At 62.8% G+C, this 20355-nt stretch carries 15 protein-coding genes; 13 read left to right on the top strand and 2 right to left on the bottom strand.

Annotation, left to right across the window (positions count from 1 at the left end; all coding sequences use genetic code 11):
• The first annotated feature begins 38 nt into the window (after nt 1-38).
• The 7 genes from L6637_RS27115 to L6637_RS27085 all read left to right on the top strand — a co-directional run bounded on the left by L6637_RS27115 (nt 39) and on the right by L6637_RS27085 (nt 5348).
• The gene (locus L6637_RS27115) at nt 39-1478 is read left to right on the top strand and encodes a basic amino acid/polyamine antiporter (protein WP_237862812.1); all 1440 of its coding nucleotides are present in this window, start codon (nt 39-41) and stop codon (nt 1476-1478) included.
• Between the two features lie 33 nt (nt 1479-1511).
• A complete protein-coding gene (locus L6637_RS27110; RefSeq protein ID WP_237862810.1) occupies nt 1512-1787 on the top strand; it encodes a hypothetical protein in 276 nt (91 codons plus the stop codon).
• A 21-nt stretch (nt 1788-1808) separates the two neighbouring features.
• Nucleotides 1809-2930 (top strand): AI-2E family transporter, encoded by a 1122-nt coding sequence (locus tag L6637_RS27105; RefSeq protein WP_237872491.1) that lies wholly within the window; start codon nt 1809-1811, stop codon nt 2928-2930.
• Nucleotides 2931-2940: 10 nt separating this feature from the next.
• Nucleotides 2941-3534, top strand: a complete 594-nt coding sequence (locus L6637_RS27100) for a hypothetical protein (protein WP_237872489.1) — start codon at nt 2941-2943, stop codon at nt 3532-3534.
• Complete coding sequence (locus tag L6637_RS27095) at nt 3535-4014, top strand: DUF992 domain-containing protein (protein WP_237872488.1); 480 nt, start codon at nt 3535-3537, stop codon at nt 4012-4014.
• A 125-nt stretch (nt 4015-4139) separates the two neighbouring features.
• Entirely contained in the window at nt 4140-4697 is a 558-nt protein-coding gene (locus L6637_RS27090) for an HdeD family acid-resistance protein (RefSeq protein ID WP_237872487.1), read from the top strand.
• A 393-nt stretch (nt 4698-5090) separates the two neighbouring features.
• The gene (locus tag L6637_RS27085) at nt 5091-5348 is read left to right on the top strand and encodes a hypothetical protein (RefSeq protein WP_237872485.1); all 258 of its coding nucleotides are present in this window, start codon (nt 5091-5093) and stop codon (nt 5346-5348) included.
• 133 nt (nt 5349-5481) lie between these two features.
• On the opposite strand, the gene L6637_RS27080 is transcribed toward L6637_RS27085, so the two are convergent.
• A complete protein-coding gene (locus tag L6637_RS27080) occupies nt 5482-6120 on the bottom strand; it encodes a DUF2306 domain-containing protein (RefSeq protein ID WP_237872483.1) in 639 nt (212 codons plus the stop codon).
• Nucleotides 6121-6471: 351 nt separating this feature from the next.
• Here L6637_RS27080 and L6637_RS27075 point away from each other — a divergent pair, with 351 nt between their 5' ends.
• The 6 genes from L6637_RS27075 (at nt 6472) to arfA (ending at nt 13744) form a co-directional block, all read left to right on the top strand.
• Complete coding sequence (locus L6637_RS27075; RefSeq protein ID WP_237872481.1) at nt 6472-8373, top strand: ABC transporter substrate-binding protein; 1902 nt, start codon at nt 6472-6474, stop codon at nt 8371-8373.
• 65 nt (nt 8374-8438) lie between these two features.
• The gene (locus L6637_RS27070; protein WP_237862802.1) at nt 8439-9443 is read left to right on the top strand and encodes an ABC transporter permease; all 1005 of its coding nucleotides are present in this window, start codon (nt 8439-8441) and stop codon (nt 9441-9443) included.
• Nucleotides 9443-10306, top strand: coding sequence for an ABC transporter permease (locus L6637_RS27065; RefSeq protein ID WP_237862801.1), 864 nt, complete (start codon nt 9443-9445; stop codon nt 10304-10306). Before L6637_RS27070 ends, L6637_RS27065 begins: the two co-directional genes overlap by 1 nt.
• Nucleotides 10306-11337 carry an ABC transporter ATP-binding protein gene (locus L6637_RS27060; RefSeq protein ID WP_237863336.1) on the top strand — a complete coding sequence of 344 codons (1032 nt, stop codon included), beginning with the start codon at nt 10306-10308 and terminating at the stop codon, nt 11335-11337. The genes L6637_RS27065 and L6637_RS27060 overlap by 1 nt, the downstream gene beginning before the upstream one ends.
• Complete coding sequence (locus L6637_RS27055) at nt 11334-12203, top strand: ABC transporter ATP-binding protein (protein ID WP_237862800.1); 870 nt, start codon at nt 11334-11336, stop codon at nt 12201-12203. The genes L6637_RS27060 and L6637_RS27055 overlap by 4 nt, the downstream gene beginning before the upstream one ends.
• Nucleotides 12200-13744, top strand: coding sequence for an arabinosylfuranosidase ArfA (gene arfA / locus L6637_RS27050; RefSeq protein ID WP_237872479.1), 1545 nt, complete (start codon nt 12200-12202; stop codon nt 13742-13744). Before L6637_RS27055 ends, arfA begins: the two co-directional genes overlap by 4 nt.
• A 54-nt stretch (nt 13745-13798) precedes the next feature.
• On the opposite strand, the gene L6637_RS27045 is transcribed toward arfA, so the two are convergent.
• Complete coding sequence (locus L6637_RS27045) at nt 13799-20035, bottom strand: AAA family ATPase (protein ID WP_237872477.1); 6237 nt, start codon at nt 20033-20035, stop codon at nt 13799-13801.
• Nucleotides 20036-20355 lie beyond the last annotated feature (320 nt).

Genomic DNA, 20355 nt, shown 5'->3' with positions numbered 1-20355 from the left:
CGTGCCGGCTTCCGTCCCGGATTTGGAAGGCCGTCCTCATGGCTCCTTCGACGAACGAGGCCAATCAGAAGCTCTCCCGCAACGCGCTCATCGCCCTTGTGATCGGGTCGATGGTCGGTTCTGGCATCTTCGCATTGCCAGCATCCTTCGGACGAGCCACTGGCGCATTCGGAGCGATCATCGCCTGGGCGATCGCGGGCACCGGCATGCTCATGCTGGCATTGGTGTTCCAATCGCTGTCCCAGCGCAAGCCTGACCTTGATGCCGGCATTTACGCCTACGCCAAGGCTGGATTCGGGGAGTATATCGGGTTCGCTTCGGCCGTTGGCTACTGGATCGGCTGCTGTCTTGCAGACGTCGCCTGCCTCATTCTGATCAAGGCGACCCTGGGGACGTTCTTCCCGGTCTTCGGCGACGGCTCGACACCGATCGCCATTGCCTCCGCAACCGTGCTGCTGTGGAGCGTACACGTGCTGGTGCTGCGCGGCATCAAGGGCGCGACCGCGCTCAACACAGTGGCGACCTACGCCAAGGTCATCCCGATATTCTTGTTTATTATCGTGGCCGCGATCACCCTCGACGGCGATTTGTTCGCCGGGAATTTCTGGGGAACGGCAACGCCGGATTTTTCTGACGTGTTCAACCAGGTCCGCAGCACGATGCTGCTGACCGTATTTGTCTTCGTCGGTATCGAGGGTGCAAGCGTATATTCCCGCTATGCCCGGAACCGCGCCGACATCGGCTTTGCAACCGTGGTCGGGTTTCTGACTGTTCTCTGCCTTCTCGTCCTCGTGACGCTGCTGTCGTACGGCGTACTGCCACGACAACACCTGGCGGGCCTCCCGACGCCGTCGATGGCGGGCGTCATGGAAGCGATGGTTGGTCGCTGGGGCGGCGTGTTCATCAGCGTCGGATTGTTGATCTCGATCCTCGGCAACTATCTTTCATGGTCGCTGCTGGCTGCCGAGGTCCTGCATTCTGCGGCTGTCAATCGAACCATGCCCTCCTTTCTCGCCCGCTTAAACGTGCACGACGTTCCCTCCGGTGCGCTCTGGCTCACCAACTGCGTCATCCAGCTCTTCCTCCTCGTGACCTGGTTTGCGGAATACGCCTTCACGCTCGCCTTGAAGATGACGAGCGCGATGACGCTGGTTCCGTACTTCCTTGTCGCGGCCTATGGCCTGAAGCTGGCCTCGCGCGGCGAGACCTACAAGGCCTTCGAGCAGGCGCGTGTCGTCGACTGGATCCGCTCGATGATCGCGACGCTTTACGCGGTCGGCATGATCTACGCCGGCGGGCCCAAATTTCTGCTGCTGTCGTCCATTCTGTACGCGCCCGGCACCTTGCTCTTCTTTCTGGCGAAGCGTGAACGCAAGGAAGCGACCTTCACACCGCTCGAGGCCATCCTGTTTGCGGCGATTGCGATCGCCGCGTGCGCCGGCATCTATGCACTCGCGACCGGAGCCATATCGATCTGAATTCCAGCGACCTCTGATCATTGGGAGGCGAACATGAAAGTCACACTCTACGGGGTCCTGATTCTGGTCGGGATGGCGGCGGCTACACCGCCGACCCTGTCCTTGGCCCAGTCGAATGCTCCCGCCACATCCGCTGCGCAGGACACTGGCACGTCCGCGCCCAAATCCGAGATGAAGTCAGAGACGAAGACCGCGACGCCCAATACCAATATGACCCCGACCAAGCACCGTTACTGGCGTCATCGCGGCGGCACGCATCCGCATTTTGGCAGCCGCCGCGTCCGCAGCCAGGTTCAGGCGCCGCAATAGGACCAGCGCATTGGTCGACCCATGAACGACGCGCGTACAGGCGAGAGAGATTCCGAGGTCACACGGCGCGACGAGCCGGTTGATCGTCCCCGCGATGCCGGACCGCGCAGCATTTTGGGGACGGGACTGAGCCTGCTTGCCGCTGGCGTCGCGCTGTTCCTGATCTGGCAGACGGTCTCCAGCCTTCTCCTCATCTTCGCGGGTGTGCTGTGTGCGGCGTTTCTCGATGCGTCAGCGCGGGCCCTGGCGCCGGTCATCCCGCTCAATCGTGCCTGGCGGCTGACGCTGGTGCTGTTGCTGCTATCGGCCATCGCGGGGTTTGGCCTCGACTGGGGAGCGGGCAAGCTGCCGGAGCAGACGCGGAACTTGATCAAGGTGATGGATACCCAACTCGACATCGTCCAGGCGCATTTGCTGTCGTACGGCGTGGAGCTGCTTGGTCCGGAAGGCGGCCGCAATTTCTCGCAATGGCTTTTCTCCGACCAGGGCAGGTTCATCAGCCACGCCCAGATCGTGCTGGGCGGAGCATCGAGCCTGCTGACCGGCGCTCTCGTGATCCTGTTCCTCGGGATCCTGTTTGCGTTTGATCCGACCAGCCACCGCGACAGCCTCGTCATGCTGATGAAGCGATCGTATCGCGCGCGGGCAAGCGCTGTCATGGACGAGATGGGCGCCGTCATGCGGCTATGGTTCGTCGGGCAATTGATCCGCATCATCCTCATGACGCTGTGTGTGTGGATCGCGCTCTACTTGATCGGGCTCCCCGGTCCCTTCGTGCTCGGATTGCAGGCGGGTCTGTCCAATTTCATCCCGTATCTCGGGCCGATCGTGGCCGCGATTCCGATCGCCCTCGTGGCGATGCCGCTCGGCGCCTCACTGCTGATCTGGGCCATCGTCGTCTACACCATCATCCAGTCGGTCGAAGGCTATGTCGTTGGCCCGTTGATCCAGCGCCAGGCCGTCGAAATTCCTCCTGCCTGGACATTGGTTGCGATCGTCCTGCTGGGCGCGATGTTCGGCGTCATGGGCATCGCGCTCGCCATGCCCCTGGTCGCCGTCGGGCGGGTTGCGATCATCCGGTTCTACGTCGAGGACTGGCTCGACGCTGATCCCAAGCAGACGTTGAACGCCAAACATTTGTAAGTGGATGATCATGAGCGACGTCGATGTCGAACGTAACGATGGCATGGAGAGCCCCGCATCGCGTTCGGGGATGGCTCACTTCCTGTGGCAGCAATTGCCCTATGTCGTGGCGCTGGTGCTCGCCATCGCGGGCGTCGCCTATACCAACGTGTCCCACCAGCCTCTTGTCGGCTACTGGGAATTCCTGGCGCTGTCCATCGGCGTGGTCTGCGTCGTCACCAAATGGCCGGAGACCGAGAGCAAGGAGGCCCAGCTCCGATTGATCTGGACCCAGGCGCTGCATTGGGTTGCCGTCCTGGTCACCATGAACATCATGCTGGTGGCGGGCGTGCAGCAGTTGCTTCCGACGCCCGCAACGGGCCTCGTCCTGCTGACATTGCTCGCCCTCGGCACGTTCCTCGCGGGCGTCAGCCTTCTGTCGCTGCAAATCTCCTTCCTCGGCCTTGCGATGGGCGTGGCCGTCCCGGCGATATCCTGGCTGAAGCAGTCCGTCTTCTTCTTCCTGCTGGGTGCCGTGCTGCTGATCGGCCTCGGCATTACGTTCTGGCTTCGCCAGGACAGACCGCCAGCGACAAGGACCATCAACAACCAAAGGGAGGCTTGAATGCGAACAATGCGGCTCTTCTTCATCGGCACGTTCGTCTTGTTGTGCACCGTCTTGCCCGCCCGCGCCGACGCATTCCGGGTCGGCCGACTGTTGTGCTTCAGCGAGCCGCGCGTGGGGCTGGTCCTGGGATCGGCGCAATCGCTGCGCTGCGTGTTCTACGCGAGAAGGTCACAGCGGCAGTATATCTATGAGGGACGCATAAGGCGCATCGGTCTCGACCTTGGCGTGACCTCCGCAGGCACCTTGTCGTGGGCCGTCCTCGCCAGGAATTCCCGGACCGGCCCCGCCACCCTGCGCGGCAACTACGTGGGAGCGAGCGGCGCCATCGCCCTTGGACCCGGCCTCGGAGCCAACGTTCTGATTGGCGGTTCGCGCCGAAGCATCATGCTGCAACCGCTGTCGATCGAGCGGTCGATCGGGATCAATCTCGCGGCCGGCGTCACCAATCTGACGTTGGGTCCACGCGGCACGCGATAGCAGAGCGACTGCGAGCGACGTTGGTTGGATTTCCCGCTTCCTTGCTCAGGGTTTCGTCGGATGTCGAGGGTGCGAGTTCGAAGTTACCATGCCAGGGAGATGATCGCGCGCATCAGGAGGATGGCATGACGGTCTACGACAGCCGGTCCGGCATCGAAGCGCTGGGTCCTCCTCCACTGTGGGTCTGCGTCCTCCTCGGCATCGTGATGATCGGTGCTGGTGTCGCGGCGCTCGGCGATGTGGCGTTCGCGACTGTCATCAGCGTCAAGCTGATCGGGTTGACGGCAATTGCAGCGGGCGCGTTCGAGATCGCCCATGCCTTCTGGACCAGGGGGTGGGGCGGGTTCCTGTGGCAGATTCTGCTCGGCACGCTCTATGTCGCCTTCGGACTTGTGCTTCTGACGGAGCCCGCTTCCGGCGCCCTGATCCTGACCTATTTTCTCGGCGCCGTGCTGTTCGCATCGGGCGTCATCAGATGCGTGCTGAGTTTCGCCTATTGGCGGCAGAACGGCTGGATGATGCTGGTCTCCGGTCTCTTCGCACTCCTTGCCGGGCTGCTCATCCTGTTTGGCTTTCCCACCATCAGCGCTTGGGCGCTCGGCTTCCTGCTGGGCGTCGATCTGATCTCGCACGGCCTCGCCTGGCTGCTCTACGCGCTTCACGCTGTGCGAAGGACTGCGTAACAAGAGGAGAAAGATGATGGACACTCCCAACCGTCGAGCTTTCCTTGGCTTTGCCCGGAACGCCGTTGCCGCCGCAGCGATCGGCGCGATCGGGGTTCGTTTCATCGAGGCAGCAGAAGCGATGCCGATGGCTCCCGACCTTGCCAAGGCCGCCACGCAGTCGGACCCCCTGACGCAGGCGCAGTGGGGACCCGGTCCTGGTTGGGGTCCCGGCTGGGGACCTGGTCCCGGCTGGGGCCCCCCGCCGCCGCGCCGGCGCCAGCGTCGCTGGGTTTGCTGGTGGCACCGCGGTCGTCGTCATTGCGGATGGCGGTGGCGATAGGAACGCTGTCGCGAAGGTCTCAGATCCCGGCGGCAGATATGTCACGGAGTTTGTGCGGATCCTGAGTCACCATGACGGAGGCAATTGTGCGCAACACGAAGCATTGGCTCCTTTCTGCGGCTCTGGCAGCTCTTCTTGTTCTGGCAACCTGGTACTGCGCGTCGGTGTGGCAAGCCACGTCACCAATGCCGCTTTACCGCAATGTCATCCTCGGAGTGGCTGCCATCCTGATGCTTGTGATCGGCGTCGGCCTGACAGCACTGATGTTCTATAGCCGCCGCAAGGGTTACGACGAGCCCGCACGCAGCGATCGGACACCGCGGGAGTAACGAGGCGCGGGTTAAGGACCTGAGTTGTCGACCGCGCCTTCGCGAAGCGGAATCACGTTATCGAGGAGGGGATGCAGCCTCCTCGATCCGCCGATGTCGGGCCAGAAAGGGATTGTCGCTACGATCGAGCAGCTCAGCCGGCCGTCGGCGATGCTGCGGGTCCAGGCACTGGTCGGGATAGCGATCGAGCCCGCCGTGCATCCAAGATGGAATACAGAGCGACGATCAAGACGTTGGGTACCCACGAGGTAAACGCCAGGACCGGAGACATGCTGGCATAGCTGGCGTACCCCAACGCGTAGCCGATCGGAATCTGCAGGCGAAGGACAACGGCTCCAAAAGTCATCGCGTAGCTGAAGCGCACGAACAGGCGATGCCATTCGAGCCTTCCTCGCACGGCTGAAATCCAGGCGGCCACGGTCGTGCCGATCCACACGACCGCGAGGATGCCGAAGCCGAGACCAGCCACCCATCCCCCCGAGGCAAATGGTGACGTCGCCAATGCGCCTGCTCCGGCCACGACGCATGCCAGAACGTAAGCTCGGCCGGACCAGCGATGCAGCGCCGGATGGCGGGCGCGGAGCCCCGGCAGGAATTGGAGCGGTCCCAGCAGCAAGGCGGCAGGAGCTATCAGCATATGCGTTAGCGCTTGCAGGGGCGCCCGCAACATGACGGCCTTGATATCAGGATCGACGCCGAGCCAGACGTTTTCCAACGTGGCGTAGTATCGCAAGGCGTGCACCGCGACGAGCGTGGCGAGCACGGCCATCATGCCCTGCCCAATTCGGGGGATGTATCCTGCCTGCATCAGTCTCGCACCCTGCCGCTGCTGCTGGTCAAACCGTTGGTCCTACCGCCGGTCTCTCCCGGAGAGGGAAGCCCGACTGTGATCGAACCGTTCGGGCGGACAAGGATTGGGGGGCCGCCGGCTCCGGAGCAGGGATGAAGGAACGCGTGCTGGGACGAATGGCGTTGTCAGCGGGACGAAAAGCGTTCGATTTGGGCTAGACGCCGTCGGCGCAGGTTCGCCCCCATACAAGATTCCTGTTGTCGCGCGACTCCGGCGCCTCTAGCATCCCGACAAAACAAAAGGCGTCGGGACGAAATTTGCCGCGAGGACATCATGCGCTGTATCAGTGCATTGCTGCTGGCCGCTTGTGTGCTGGGATCGCTGCTGTTCGCATCAGTGGAACTTGGTCATGCGCAGGGTATTCCGCAAAACATTCCGAGGAAGGAACTGCTGATCCTCGAGAACCCGGAAGGCACCGTCAAGAATGCCGGCTGGTTCAACATCTGGGTGATCAACGCCAGCGCGCAGTCCAATGGGCTGCAGCAGGTTGCGCTTGATACGCTCTGGTACATCGATCCCGAGAGCGGTCTCGACGGCGTCTGGGACAACTCGCTGGCCGCCGACAAGCCGCAATACAACGCCGACTTCACTGAAATGACGGTCAAGCTGCGCAGCGGCATCTTTTGGAGCGACGGCGTCGAGTTTTCGGCCGACGACGTCGTCGCAACCGTGATGACCCAGATCAAGCATCCGGCCATGCGCTTCAGTGCGGTGCTGACGAGCAACGTCGCCTCCGTCGAGGCGCCGGATGCGCACACCGTCGTGTTCAAGCTCAAAAAACCCAACTCGCGCTTCCACACCAATTTCACGGTGCGCTGGGGCGCGGTGTGGATCCTGCCCAAGCACATCTTCGACAAGGTCGAGGACCCCGTCAAATTCGATTTCAACAAGCCGGTCTCGCTCGGCGCCTATGTGCTGCACAGCTATGATCCCGACGGCAAATGGTACATCTGGCAGCTCCGCGACGACTGGCAGCGCACCACGCTGGCGCGCTTCGGCAAACCGGGTCCGAAATATCTCGCTTATGTCGATCCCGGGCCGCCCGACAAGCGGGTGATCGCTCAACTCAACCACGAGCTCGACGTGATCCACGATATGGCGCCTGAGGGCATGTTTGCCCTCGCCAAGCAGAGCAAGACGACGCGGGCCTGGTTCAAGGGATTTCCCTATGGCCATCCCGATCCGACGCTTCCCGCGGTGATCTTCAACACCCAGAATGAGAACTTCAAAAATCCTGATGTGCGGTGGGCGCTGGCGCTGTTGATCGACATCAAGGCCGTGGCGATGGCGGCCTATCGCGGCGCTGCCACCATATCGGCGATCGGCGTGCCGCCGACAGGAACTCATCCGGCCACCTATCACGCGCCGATGGAAGACTGGCTCAAGAATTTCGAGATCGATACCGGAAAACGCAAGATCAAGCCGTACGATCCGACCATCGGCAAGCAGATTGCCGACATGCTGCGGCCGTCCATGGGCGAGCAGATCCCGACCGATCCGGCAGAGATCGCCAAGGCGTTCGGCCGGGGCTGGTGGAGGACGGATCCGGTCGCGGCGCAGGAGCTTCTGGAGAAGGCCGGCTTCAGCAAGCGCGGCGGCGCCTGGATCACGCCTGATGGAAAGCCCTTCAGTGTCCGCGTCATGGTCGAGGGCGATTTGCGTCCGGTGATGACGCGGGCCGGAACGATGATCGTGCAGCTGTGGAAGCAGGCGGGCATCGACGCCAAGATCGACGTCGCGCAAGGCACGCTGCCGACGCGGCGGGCCGCCGGTGATTTCGACACTTTCATCGGCTGGAGCGTAGAGACCTTGGGCGGCCACCCGGACCTGTCCTACTTCCTCGACAGCTGGCATTCGCAATTCGTCGCCGAGCCGGGCAAGCCGCAACCGCTGCGCAACTGGCAGCGCTGGTCCAGTCCAGCACTCGACAAGATCATCGAGGAAATCCGTACCGTTGGTTTCGACGATCCCAAGTCGATCGAGCTCGGCAAGGACTACATCAAGCTCGCGGTGAAGGAGATGCCGACCATTCCGCTGATGGCCTACAACGTGTTCACCGCGATGGACCAGACCTACTGGACCGGTTTCCCGACCTCGGAGAATCCCTACACCAATCCCGTGCCGAACTGGGGCAATTCGCGCTACATGTTCGTCCGGCTGAAGCCGGCAAGCTAGGACGCGATGATTCCGCAGCGCCCGCATCTGCCGTGGCGACCTTGTCGAGCATCGCAGGTGCTGCCATGAGCGGATACGCCGGCTATGTCGGCCGCCGGCTCGCGCAGTTCCTGCTCGTTGTTTTCATCGGCATCAACATCGCCTATGTCGTCACGCATGCATCGCCGATCGATCCGGTCGAGCAATCGATCTCGGCGGTGACCTCCTTTGGCAACACGGCGCCTGATGCGATCGAGCAGATGCGCAAGTCCTTGCGCGAGCTCTATGGTCTCGGCGGCACGCCCGTTCAACAATATCTGACGTTCTGGAAGCGAATCCTGAGCGCCGATTTCGGCCCGTCGCTGTCGGCATTTCCGACCCCCGTCGGCACTTTGATTGGACGTGCGCTGCCCTGGACGGCGGGCCTGCTCACGGTTTCGACCCTCATCGCCTGGGTGCTTGGAAATCTGTTGGGGGGGCTTGCCGGCTATTACCGGCAGAGCCGCGGGCTGAAGCTGATGGGGGTGATCGCCATGGGCCTTCATCCGATCCCCTATTACATCCTGGCCATGCTGCTGCTGATCCTGTTCGGCTTCATCTGGCCGGTGCTCCCGATCAGCGGTGGGGCGACGATGAATCTGCCGCAGACCCTGACACCCGAATTCGTCTTTAGCGTGCTGCAACACGCCGTCCTGCCGGCGCTCTCGCTGATCCTGATCGGCGTGGGGAGCTGGTTCCTCGGCATGCGTTCGCTGGTCTCCAATGTCCTCGCCGAGGATTACGTCGTCTATGCCGAGCTTGCCGGTGTGAACTCCTGGCGCATCCTGACATCCTATGTGATGCGCAATGCGCTCGTGCCGCAGGTGACGGGCCTCGCAATGTCGCTCGGTGGAATCTTCAACGGGGCCGTGATCACCGAAAAGGTGTTCGGTTATCCAGGTCTTGGCTCGCTCCTGGTCGATGCCGTCTATGCCGGTGATTACGGCCTGGTCCTCGGCGTCACCACCATCTCGATTCTCAGTGTATCCGTTGGCGTGCTCGCGATCGATCTCTTGTACCCGCTGCTTGATCCCCGGGTGAAGGTCAGCTGATGGTCGCCTTTATCCGCGAGCTCCTGCGCTACAGGACCGAATTCCGGATCGGGCTCGCGCTGGTTGCCGTCGTCCTGCTGCTGTCCATGATGGCGAGCTTTTCGCCATATCCGCCTGACAGCGTCTACGTGGTGCCGCCCGATTTACCACCGTCGCTGACATACTGGTTCGGCACCACGTCGCGCGGCCAGGACGTGTTCTGGCAGGTGAGCTTCGCCATCCGGAATACGCTGCTGTTTGGCGGGACGGTGGCCCTGGTCAGCCGCCTGGTGGCGCTCGCGGTCGGGCTCGTCAGTGGCTACAAGGGCGGCTGGGTCGATCGCGCGCTGATGTCCGTCAACGATACCTTCATCGTCATCCCGCTGCTGCCGATCCTGGTGCTGTTCTATTTCGTGATGCGGGACCGCATCTCCTGGCTGATGCTGGCGCTGATCATGGCCTGTTTCGGCTGGGCTTACGATGCGCGGCTGATCCGTTCGGTGGTGATGAGCTTGCGGCAGCGTGAGTTCACCCAGACCAGCCTGTTCTCCGGAATGACCACGCGGCAGATCCTGACTGAGGAGCATCTGCCCTATGTCGTGCCGATCCTGTTCTCCACCACCATGAACAACATGGTGTGGTCGATCGGGCTCGAGGTGACGCTTGCCGTGCTCGGCTTCACCGACATCAACACCCCGACGATCGGCGGCATGATCTATTGGGCCAACCAGCACACGGCGATGGTTGCGGGCATCTGGTGGTGGATCGCCTTTCCGACCATCGCGGTGATCATGGCGTTCATCGGGCTGTTCCTGCTCGCGGTCTCGGTGAACGCCCATATCGATCCGAGAAGCCGCCTCTGGAGCACGGGAGAGGCTTCGTGATGCACGCGAGCGTCGAGCAGCCGCACGGGGATCAAGAGGCTCAGCCGCTTCTCGTCGTTCGCGATCTGCAAGCCTATTATCGGACCAGCCATGCCGGCGTCAGGCGCGGCATCCGGGCGGTTGATGGTGTCAGCTTCACCGTGCGCCGCGGCGAGATCTATGGTCTGGCCGGGGAATCGAGCTCGGGCAAGACCACGCTGATCAAGAGCATTGCCGGTGCGATCAAGCCCCCGCTCGAGATCGTGGGCGGCAGCATGGAGTTTGCGTTTCTCTCAGGCTATGGCGGATTGCACCGTGCAGCGCGGGCGGAATTGGAGCGGATTCGCTGGCGGCACCTGTCCTACATCATGCAGGGTTCAATGAACGTTCTGAACCCGGTGCGTCGTGTCAGATCCTCGTTCGTCGATTTCGCCTATCCGCATATCGGCGGCAGCCTAAAGCAGTTCGAGCAACTGGTGGTCGCCCATTTGGCTCGCGTCAAACTCGATCCGTCAGTGCTAACAGCCTTTCCACACGAGCTCTCGGGCGGGATGCGGCAACGCGCCGCGCTTGCGCTCGCGACGATTTGCCGTCCCGGATTTATCATTGCCGACGAGCCGACCACCGCGCTCGACGTGGTGGTGCAGAAGGAGGTGCTCGGCATGATCCGCGGCATTCAGCGCGAGACCGGCTCGTCGGTTCTGTTCGTCACGCATGACATGGGCGTACATGCGCATATCACCGACCGTCTCGCCATCATGTATGCCGGACGCCTCGTGGAGGAGGCCGCGACCGCGGAGATCTTCCGGAACCCGCTGCATCCTTACACCAAGAACCTCATCTCCAGCCTTCCGCGCATCGGCGAGGACGCGCCACGCGCGGGGCTTGCCGGCGCTCCGCCAAATCTGGCCGATCCCCCGTCGGGCTGCCGCTTCCATCCGCGATGTCCGCTCGCAAGCGAGATTTGCTGCCGTGAGGTTCCTGTCATGCGTGAAGCGAGCTCCGGGCATCGCGTGGCGTGCTTCGCCGTCAACGGGGGCGACGGCGCATGAATGACCTGCTGCTCGATGTCATGGAGGTCAGCAAGACTTTCGCCCGCGGAAGGCTGCTATCGCGGGAGAAGATCGTTGCGGTGAACAAGGTGAGCATGCAGCTTGCGGCCGGGCAGCCGGAGATCCTGGCGATCATCGGCGAATCCGGTAGCGGCAAGACGACGCTTGCCCGAATGATCCTCAACATGGAGACACCGACCAGCGGCAGACTGGTGCTCGACGGCACTGATCTTGCGGCGATGGGCGGCAATGCTGCTCGGTTGGCATTCATGCACAAGGTGCAGCCGATCTTTCAGAATCCGTTTGAATCCTTCAATCCGCTGAAGCGGGTTGAGCGGTATCTACTTATGACGCGACTTCGATTTACTGGCGCGGCAGGTGAGAGCACGGCTGCGGTGGCCGTCGATGCGGCGCTGCACAAGGTGGGCTTGTCGCTCAAGGAGGTGGGTGGCCGGTACCCGCACGAGCTGTCCGGCGGACAGCTTCAGCGGGTCGCGATCGCCCGTGCGCTGCTGGCCGAGCCGAAATTGATCGTGGCGGACGAGCCGGTCTCCATGATCGATGCGTCCTTGCGCATGTCCATCGTCAATCTGTTCAGGACGTTGCGGGATGAGCTGGGGATATCGATCATCTATGTCACGCACGATCTGGCGACCGCCTACTACATCAGCGATCGTATCATGATCATGCAGAAGGGCAGCGTCGTCGAAAGTGGTGATGCGCGAACGGTGCTGAAGGCGCCCCGGCATCCCTATACGCGCCAGTTGCGCGAAGCCGTGCTATTGCCTGAGGTCGCCAGCGCCCCGGCGATCGTCACGCCCAACATGAACGGTCTCAGCCCCGGAGCACCTGAGAGGAGAGCATGAGAAAAGCCAGAGTTCTGATCGACCGCGACTTCGCCATCGGTCACACCGACCCTCGCTTGTTTGGTGCGTTCGTCGAACATCTCGGTCGATGCGTCTATGGCGGCCTCTACGAGCCCGGCCACCCGACCGCGGACGAAAGCGGCTTTCGCAAGGACGTGCTCGCGCTGGTGAAGGAGCTTGGCCCGACGCTCATCCGATATCCCGGCGGTAATTTCGTCTCGGGCTACAATTGGGAGGATGGCGTTGGCCCGCTGGAGACGAGGCCGGCCCGTCTTGACCTCGCCTGGTTCAGCACCGAGCCGAACAGTTTTGGCACCAATGAATTTATGGACTGGTGCAGGGCCGCCGACGTCGCGCCGATGATGGCTGTCAATCTCGGCACCCGCGGCGGCGATGCTGCGCGCAATCTGGTCGAATATTGCAATCATCCGGGCGGCACGGCCTGGTCGGAGCTGCGCCGCACCCACGGCTGGGACAAGCCGCACGACATCAAGCTGTGGTGCCTCGGCAACGAGGTCGACGGGCCCTGGCAGATGGAGCACAAGAGCGCCGCCGACTACGGCGCGCTCGCCCGCGAAGCCGCCAAGATGATGCGCTGGATAGATCCCACCATCGAGCTCGCGGCGTGCGGTTCGTCGGGCCGCAACATGCCGACCTTCGGCCAGTGGGAGGACACGGTCCTCGAGCATACCTTCGATCACGTCGACTACATTTCCCTTCATACCTATCTCAACAATTACAAGCAGGACACGGCGTCCTTTCTCGCCAGCCCCGACCTGATGGACAGCTTCATCGACGAGGTCGTTGCGATCGCCGACGCGGTTGCCGCCAAGCGGCGTTCCAGCAAGCGCCTGATGCTGAGCTTCGATGAATGGAACGTCTGGTACCGAACGCGGCGCAATCGCGCCGACCGGGTCAAGGAAGGCTGGCCGGTGGCGCCGCCGATCCTCGAGGAAATCTACACGATGGAGGACGCGCTCGCCTTCGGTGGCGCCTGCATCTCCCTGCTCAATCATGCCGATCGGGTCAGGGTCGCCTGCCTCGCGCAACTCGTCAACGTCATCGCACCGATCATGACCGAGACGGGCGGCGGCGCGTGGCGCCAGACCACCTTCTTTCCGTTCGCGCACATGACCCGCTTCGGCCGCGGCAAGGTCTTGCGCGCGCAGGCGGAGTCCGAAACCTACGATTCCCACTACTACGATCCCCGTGGCACCCAGGAGCAATTTTTTCCCGTGCCTAACGTGCCCTATCTGAAGATCGCGGCCGTGGCGGCAGAGGATGGCGGCCTGTCGCTGTTTCTGCTCAATCGGGATCTGAGGCAGGAGATGGAGGTGAGCGTCGAGGCGAGAAGCTTCGGCAGGCTGACGGTGAGCGAGCGGCTCGAGCTCCGGCATGATGATCTCAAGGCAACGAATACCAAGACCGCGCCGACTAAGGTCAAGCCGGCGCCGCTGCAGGATGTGTCGTTCGATGGTGGACGATTGCAGACGACGCTCAAGCCGGCGTCGTGGAATGTGATTCATCTGTCCGCGAGCTGAGGATGGCAAAGCTTGGGTAGGTGCGAGCGGAGGAGTTGTCGATCGCTGTGGTATTCAACGTGTAGGGCCGGGACGTCCTCGCGAGTCGAGGACCTGGCGAATGGCATGCGCCAGATCTGCGGGCCGGTACGGCTTGCTCAGCAGGGTGATATCCGGGTCGAGTCGACCGTCATGCATCATGGCGGCTTCCGGATAGCCCGACATATAGAGCACGGGCACGCCAGGGCGCCGCTGGATCACGGCATCGGCAAGTTCGCGGCCGTTCATCCCGCCGGGCATGACGACATCGGTGAAAAGCAGATCGAAGGCCGTGCCTTGGTCGACGAGCGCGAGGGCCTCCGGGCCGTTAGCGGCCGCGATCGTGCGATAGCCGAAGCTCTTCAGCTGCGCTTCGACGTAGTTGCGGACCAGCTCGTCGTCCTCGACCAGAAGGATGGTTTCACTGCCGCGTTGCAGCTCGCCTTTCGTCATCACGCTCGCGGAGGCTGCGGCCTGCGTCGAGCGGGGCAGGTACAGGCTGAAGGTCGTTCCCAGCCTTTCTTCGGTGTCGATTCTAATATGTCCGCCTGACTGCTTGATGAAGCCATACACCATGCTCAAGCCGAGGCCCGTTCCCTTGCCAAGCTCCTTGGTCGTGAAGAAGGGCTCGAAGATCTTGTCCCGGATAGCCTTGGGAATGCCCGTGCCGGTATCGCTCACCGTGACGAGGACAAAGTCGCCGATAGTGTCGTCGGGGCCCGAATTGTCCGGGCCAAAGCTGGCATTAGCGCTGCCAAAGGAGATCTTGCCTCCGCCTATCATTGCATCGCGGGCGTTGACGGCGAGGTTGATCAGGGCGGTCGAGAGCTGGCCCGGGTCGATCAACGCCTGCCAGCAATCCGTTTGCAGCGTGGAGCCGACCTCGATGTGCTCGCCCAGCGTTGGCCGTAGCAGCTTTGCGGTATCGACAATGAGATTGTTGACGTCGACGTTGCGGGGTTGCAGTGGCTGCCTTCGCGCGAATGCGAGGAGCTGCATCGTCAGATCGGCGCCGCGGGTGGCGGCGTCGTCGATCATATGTGCAATGGCGACGAGGTCAGGCTGATCCGCAAGCCCGTCAATCAGGATCTGGATGGTTCCGGTGATAACAGTCAGGATGTTGTTGAAGTCATGGGCGACACCACCAGTGAGCTGGCCGACCGCGTCCATCTTCTGCGCCTGGCGCAGCTGCTGCTCGAGGCGCAGACGCTGGCTGATGTCGCGTCCGATCACGATGATCAGCTCCTGGCCGCCCGTCGAGACGTGAGCGGCAGACATTTCGACATCGAGGCCCTTGTCGTCGGGGCCGTGCAGGCGAAGTTGCAGCAGGCCGGTCGAATTCGGCGCCAGCAGGCTGGCAACCTCGGCTGCGTCAGCCGGAACGAGGATGGATCGGAACGGCAGGCCGATGATCTGCTCCCGAGCCCGCCCCAGCATCACACCAGCCGTGCGGTTAGCCTCAATCACGCGGCCGCTTTGGTCAAGAACCAGGATCGCGTCGTGCGCCTGCTCCATCAGCAGGCGGTATTTTTCCTCGGCCTGCTTTCGCGCCGTGAGGTCGAGCACGAACGAGACGCATTGATCGGACGACCCGGCCAGCGAGGCGGACCCGATGAGAACAGGCACGCGGCTGCCGTCTTTCCTGATGAACTCCTTTTCCCGCGAGGCGGTCTGCCCCGATGTCCTGAGCTGCTCGACCCGCTGCGCGTCTTCGTCGCGATATTCCGCCGGGGTCATATCGTTCCAGCGGATGGCGTTCGAGACCAGGTCCTGCCTGGAATATCCGGTCATGCTCAGGAAGGCATCGTTGGCGTAGCTGATGTCGCCGCTGCCGTCCCAGAACAGGATGCCGATAATGTTGGAATCGACGAGCCGGCGGATGCGTGCCTCGCGCTCCTGAAGGTCGCGGTAGAGCAGCGTGTTCTCCAGCGAAATCGCCGCTTGGGCCGCGAGCAGGTCCAGCACCGCCACACGATCCGGCGTGAAGGCGTGCGTCGTCAGCGTATTTTCCAGATACAGCAAGCCGATGAGCTTGGCTTGTTTCAGCAGTGGCAGGCAAAGCATGGATCTTGGATGTCGGCGACGCACATAGTCGTCACCGTAGAGCGGATCGGGCCGCGTCGCGTCGTCGACGATGAGAGGCTTTTGCGCGCGAATGACGTAGCGCAACAAGGCCTCCGGACAATCCGGTGTCGAGAGCGAGGTTTGACGCATCGCGACCGTGAACTCGTCGCCCCTGGATTGGCCCTCCGCCTCGATGCGGAAGTCGTCGTGCCGCGACAAGATCAGCAGGCCGCGATCGGCGCCGGCGTTTTGCAGCACGATCTTCATCAGCGTCTCGATCAGCTTCGGCAGCTCGATTTCACTTGAGACGGCCTGAGACGCCTTCACCACGGTGGTGACGTCCATATGCTGAATGGTCAGCCGGCTTCCGGAGCCGGTATCTTCGGCGACGTGGAGCCGAGGATAGAGGTGTTCGAGCTGCCTGACCTTCGGCTCGGCTCCCCAGCGAATGAATCCGTAGTGGGCGTCGCGCAGATAAGCATTGGCGATCTTGTCGAAGCCGCGCGTCGTATAGAAGCGCCCGGCGAGCTCATTTGCGATGGCCTCATTCTGAGGAAAGCCGTTTGCGTGCGCAGCGGCGATCGCCCGATCGTAGAATCGCATCGCATCGAGCTCGCGATCTTCGATGCGCGCGATTTCAGCCGAGATGAGAGCGGCGCGGTCGGTGAAGTCTTCCGGGCTGATCTCGGCCAATTGCTGAAGCTCGCGGTGGTGGCGGATCAGTGCGTCGAGATGCCGGGCTCGATCGCCCGGGGCGGCGACCTCGCAACACGCGCCTTCGGCCAAGGCCGCATAGAAGTGGAAGTCAATCCGATCGAACAGTGCTTTCGATGTCCACAAGAGCTTGTCGGCCTTTGCTGCGGCGGCGATGGCGGCGGGATCGTTGGCAAGCACACGTGCCTGCAGCTTGCGGGTCCAGTACCAGAATCCGGCCTGCTCCAGGTACGGCTCCGTCTCGAGACGACGTTCGAACTGCGCCTCGTTGAAGGCGGCATCGTCGAAGCTGCCGAATTTCGTGGTGAGGCCGCGCAGCGACCGGATGAGTTGCAACTGCCCAATAATTCGATCCGCCGCAAGGTCGACACGCGCCCGGCGTGCGAAATCGAGCCCCGCTTCGGCCTCCTGTTGCACTTCGGCAAGGGGATCGCCGCAGGCGAGAAGGTGCGTCAGGAAGTGATGACGGGTGAAGCTCGCATAGTTCACGTCGCCGACTTGCTGCGCGGCGTCAAAGGCGCGCTTCAGCCACGGGCGGCCTGTCCTCACATCTCGCGTCCAGCTGCCGAAGCCGAGATAGACGCGGGCCTTGAACCGGTCCAGTCCGCGCGTCTCGACCAGATCGAGGCCGAGCCTGGCAAAACGATAGCCGGCAGCGTAGTCGTCGAAGTCGGGGCCGAGCACTGTGCCGAGCACGATATAGGCGAGGCACGACGCGTCGGAGTTGCCGTATTGCAGGCTGAGATTGGCCATGCGTCCGATGATCAGGCGACGCAGGCCCTCGTCGATGTACCAGGCTGGCGAAACCAGCACCGTAAGGACATCCATGGTTCCGCGCGCGACCGGATCGGCCATCTGCGGCAGATCGAGCAGGGCCTCGATCGGACGGTCACCGATCGCCTGCCACATCCGGTGATATTCTCGCTGGACTTCATCCGGCGTTGGGTGCGCGGACCAGTCGATACCGACGCGTCGCAGATAGTCGAGCGCGGTCTCGACGTCGCGATCGCTTGGCTCCATCCGCAGCCGGGTGACTGCCGCGAGATCGGGCAGGGTGGCGGCCCGCTCAGCCAGTTCTGCGAGACGCAAGTTCGCAGCCGCGTGGTCGCCTGCGAGGAATTCGCATTCGGCGCGCTGGAGGGCCAGCGCGAAACTGAGCGTGTAATGTTGCTCCCAGCGATCCCGGGGTAGCATGGCCTCGCCAGCCGCGAAGTGAGCGTGCGCCATGGTGAAGGCCGTCGCGGCCTTGGCGCGGCGACCAGCCAGCAGATTGAGCTCCGCCAGCCTGACGCGCTCGTCGGGTGCGGTAATCAAGGCCGTGCCGCGGTTGAGCTGGCTGACGATCTCGAAGACGTCGTCCTCGACGGTATCAGGCGCGGCTCTCGCTGCGAACAAGCGGCCGATGCGCAGATGCGCCGCAGCCCGTTCCTGCTCCGGAATCAGCGCATAGGCTGCCTCCTGAAACCGGTCGTGGACGAAGCGGTAGGTGCCAGCTTGCGGCTCTACGAATTCCTGGCGAACGGCGGGCCACAGATCTTCGTTGACCTGATCTTCGGAGGTGCCGAGCACGACCGAAAGCACTGGCACCTCGGCGACATTTCCGAGGCAGGCCATCTGCTGCAGAGCCGTGCGTGTCGGCAGGGGCAACCGGGTGAGCTTCCCCAGCATGAGGTCGACGACATTGTCGGTGTATCGCTTGGCGTGAATGCGCTCGAGATCCCAGGACCAGCTGATCGCATCATGGTCGAAGGCAAGCAGGCCTTCGTCGACCAGCGAGAACATGAACTGGATGGCGAAAAACGGATTGCCTGCGGTCTTCTCGTGCACGAGCTGGATCAATGGCGCTGCTTGTCTGGGCTCGCAACGTAGCGTATCGGCAAGCAACTGGCCGAGATGCCTGCGGCCGAGAGGCGCGAGCGTGATCTCCACCACCTGTCGACCGCGCGCCTTGATCGCCTCGCGCATGCGCATGACCGGATGAGCGGAATCCACCTCGTTGTCGCGGTAAGCGCCGATCAGCATCAGGTGCTTCAGCTCTGACCGGGTCAGGATGTCCTCGAGCAGCTCGAACGTCGCCATATCGAGCCATTGCAAATCATCGAGGAACAGCACCAGGGGATGTTCGGCCCGCGCAAACACGCCGATGAACTGCTCGAGTACGCGGTGAAAGCGGCTTTGCGCGTGCTGGAGCGACAGCTCCGGGACAGGCGGCTGTTCACCGACGACGGCTTTCAGCTCCGGGACCAGATCCACGACGAGCTGTCCGTTTGGACCTAGCGCGTCTTGCAGGGCTTGGCGCCACTCGCTTAGCTCGGCTTCGCGTTTGCCGAGAAGGGGTCGGACGAGGCCCTGGAATGCCTTGGCAAGCGTGGCGTAGGGGATGTCGCGTTTGTGCTGGTCGAATTTGCCTGACGCAAACAAGCCGTGCGAAGGCACCAGCACCTTGTGCAGCTCGTTGACGACGGAGGATTTGCCGATGCCGGAATATCCGGAGACCAGCGCAAGCTCGGGCGCGCCGCTTCTGACGATGCGCTCGAACGAGGCGAACAGCATCTCGCGCTCGGCCGTTCGTCCGTACAGCTTCTCGGGAACGAGGAGCCGATCGGGCGTGTCGTGCTCGCCCAGCGGGAAGTCTTCGATGCGATGCCTAAGCTCCCATTCGGAAAGGCAACGTTGCAGGTCCCTCTCGGCGCCGCCTGCGGTCTGGTAGCGCTCCTCGGCCATCTTGGAGAGCAGTTTCATGATCAGCCTGGACACCGCACGGGGGACGTCGCCGCATCGCTTGGCCGGGGCTTCCGGCTCTCTTGCAACGTGACAATGCACCCATTCCATCGGATCACCAGCGACGAATGGCAACGAGCCGGTGACCATCTGATAGAGCGTGATGCCGAGCGAGTAGAGATCGCTTCGGGAGTCGATCGAGCGATTCATCCGCCCGGTCTGCTCGGGGGACATGTAGGCGAACGTACCGGCGATCTGCTCTTGCGCGGCCGCGGACAGCCGTTCGCGTGGGCGGCGGGTTGCGAAGCCGAAGCCGGTGAGGTGCACGCTGCCGTTGCTGCGGCTCACCAGGATATTTGCCGGTTTGATATCCTTGTGCACCAGTCCCTGTTGATGGACCTTGCCGAGCGCGGCGGCGATCTGGACCGCGAGGCGCAGGAAACTGCCCGTCTCCATGGGGGCGTCGGTCAGCCAGGTCAGTGGCTCGCCGCCGGAATCCTCGAGGACGAGAATGGTGCGGCCGTGATCCTGCAGCAGCTCGAGCGGCTTCGCCGCCCAGGCACTGTCCAGTTCGTCCTTCAGTGCAAATTCGTGAGCCAGCCGGTCGAGGCTTTGCGGGCTTGGATGCTCGGCGGCCGGAACGACGGCCAGCACAACCTGCCGTTCACCGTCAATGCGTTCGCGGGAGGTACGGCACAGCAGAATCCCTTCTTCGTCGCAAAGAACCTGCGGACCGTGGGCCCAGCCGGTACCCATAAACGATGAAAGGTTCATGTCGGTAGACCATGCCGCCGCCGAGCCCAAGCGCGAGCTCAAGTCCGAGCCGAAGCGGGGCTCCCCCGGTACTTTGCCTCACCCTCCAATAGGCCGCCCCGATACGCGCCGTTACCGTTTCTTTTTCCGCGTGCGGGACGCATGACGGGCAGAACGCACATGCGACGTCTGGCACGACAGGGCTGGCCCCTCACGCCTTCATTCCAGCGCCCGGTTCGATCGACAAGGCCGGGCACCGTTAAATCGTATCATTTGCCTCAATCTCGTCAACGGACGGCCGACCCGACGACGCAAAGCGATGCGCATTCGAGCACACCGGT

It is taken from the genome of Bradyrhizobium zhengyangense, assembly GCF_022012435.1.
GTDB classification, from domain to species: Bacteria; Pseudomonadota; Alphaproteobacteria; order Rhizobiales; family Xanthobacteraceae; genus Bradyrhizobium; species Bradyrhizobium zhengyangense.
Note: the sequence above shows the minus strand (reverse complement) of the source record. Positions and strands in the feature narration are given on the sequence as shown.

What these genes read in the sequence shown, in the direction of transcription:
- L6637_RS27090 (WP_237872487.1), top strand. Translation starts at nt 4,140, where the DNA reads ATGACGGTCTACGACAGCCGGTCCGGCATCGAAGCGCTGGGTCCTCCT.
- L6637_RS27060 (WP_237863336.1), top strand. Translation starts at nt 10,306, where the DNA reads ATGCACGCGAGCGTCGAGCAGCCGCACGGGGATCAAGAGGCTCAGCCG.
- L6637_RS27105 (WP_237872491.1), top strand. Translation starts at nt 1,809, where the DNA reads ATGAACGACGCGCGTACAGGCGAGAGAGATTCCGAGGTCACACGGCGC.
- L6637_RS27045 (WP_237872477.1), bottom strand. Translation starts at nt 20,035, where the DNA reads ATGAACCTTTCATCGTTTATGGGTACCGGCTGGGCCCACGGTCCGCAG.
- L6637_RS27065 (WP_237862801.1), top strand. Translation starts at nt 9,443, where the DNA reads ATGGTCGCCTTTATCCGCGAGCTCCTGCGCTACAGGACCGAATTCCGG.
- L6637_RS27115 (WP_237862812.1), top strand. Translation starts at nt 39, where the DNA reads ATGGCTCCTTCGACGAACGAGGCCAATCAGAAGCTCTCCCGCAACGCG.
- L6637_RS27055 (WP_237862800.1), top strand. Translation starts at nt 11,334, where the DNA reads ATGAATGACCTGCTGCTCGATGTCATGGAGGTCAGCAAGACTTTCGCC.
- L6637_RS27110 (WP_237862810.1), top strand. Translation starts at nt 1,512, where the DNA reads ATGAAAGTCACACTCTACGGGGTCCTGATTCTGGTCGGGATGGCGGCG.
- L6637_RS27085 (WP_237872485.1), top strand. Translation starts at nt 5,091, where the DNA reads ATGACGGAGGCAATTGTGCGCAACACGAAGCATTGGCTCCTTTCTGCG.
- L6637_RS27080 (WP_237872483.1), bottom strand. Translation starts at nt 6,120, where the DNA reads ATGATGGCCGTGCTCGCCACGCTCGTCGCGGTGCACGCCTTGCGATAC.
- L6637_RS27075 (WP_237872481.1), top strand. Translation starts at nt 6,472, where the DNA reads ATGCGCTGTATCAGTGCATTGCTGCTGGCCGCTTGTGTGCTGGGATCG.
- L6637_RS27070 (WP_237862802.1), top strand. Translation starts at nt 8,439, where the DNA reads ATGAGCGGATACGCCGGCTATGTCGGCCGCCGGCTCGCGCAGTTCCTG.
- L6637_RS27095 (WP_237872488.1), top strand. Translation starts at nt 3,535, where the DNA reads ATGCGAACAATGCGGCTCTTCTTCATCGGCACGTTCGTCTTGTTGTGC.
- L6637_RS27100 (WP_237872489.1), top strand. Translation starts at nt 2,941, where the DNA reads ATGAGCGACGTCGATGTCGAACGTAACGATGGCATGGAGAGCCCCGCA.
- arfA (WP_237872479.1), top strand. Translation starts at nt 12,200, where the DNA reads ATGAGAAAAGCCAGAGTTCTGATCGACCGCGACTTCGCCATCGGTCAC.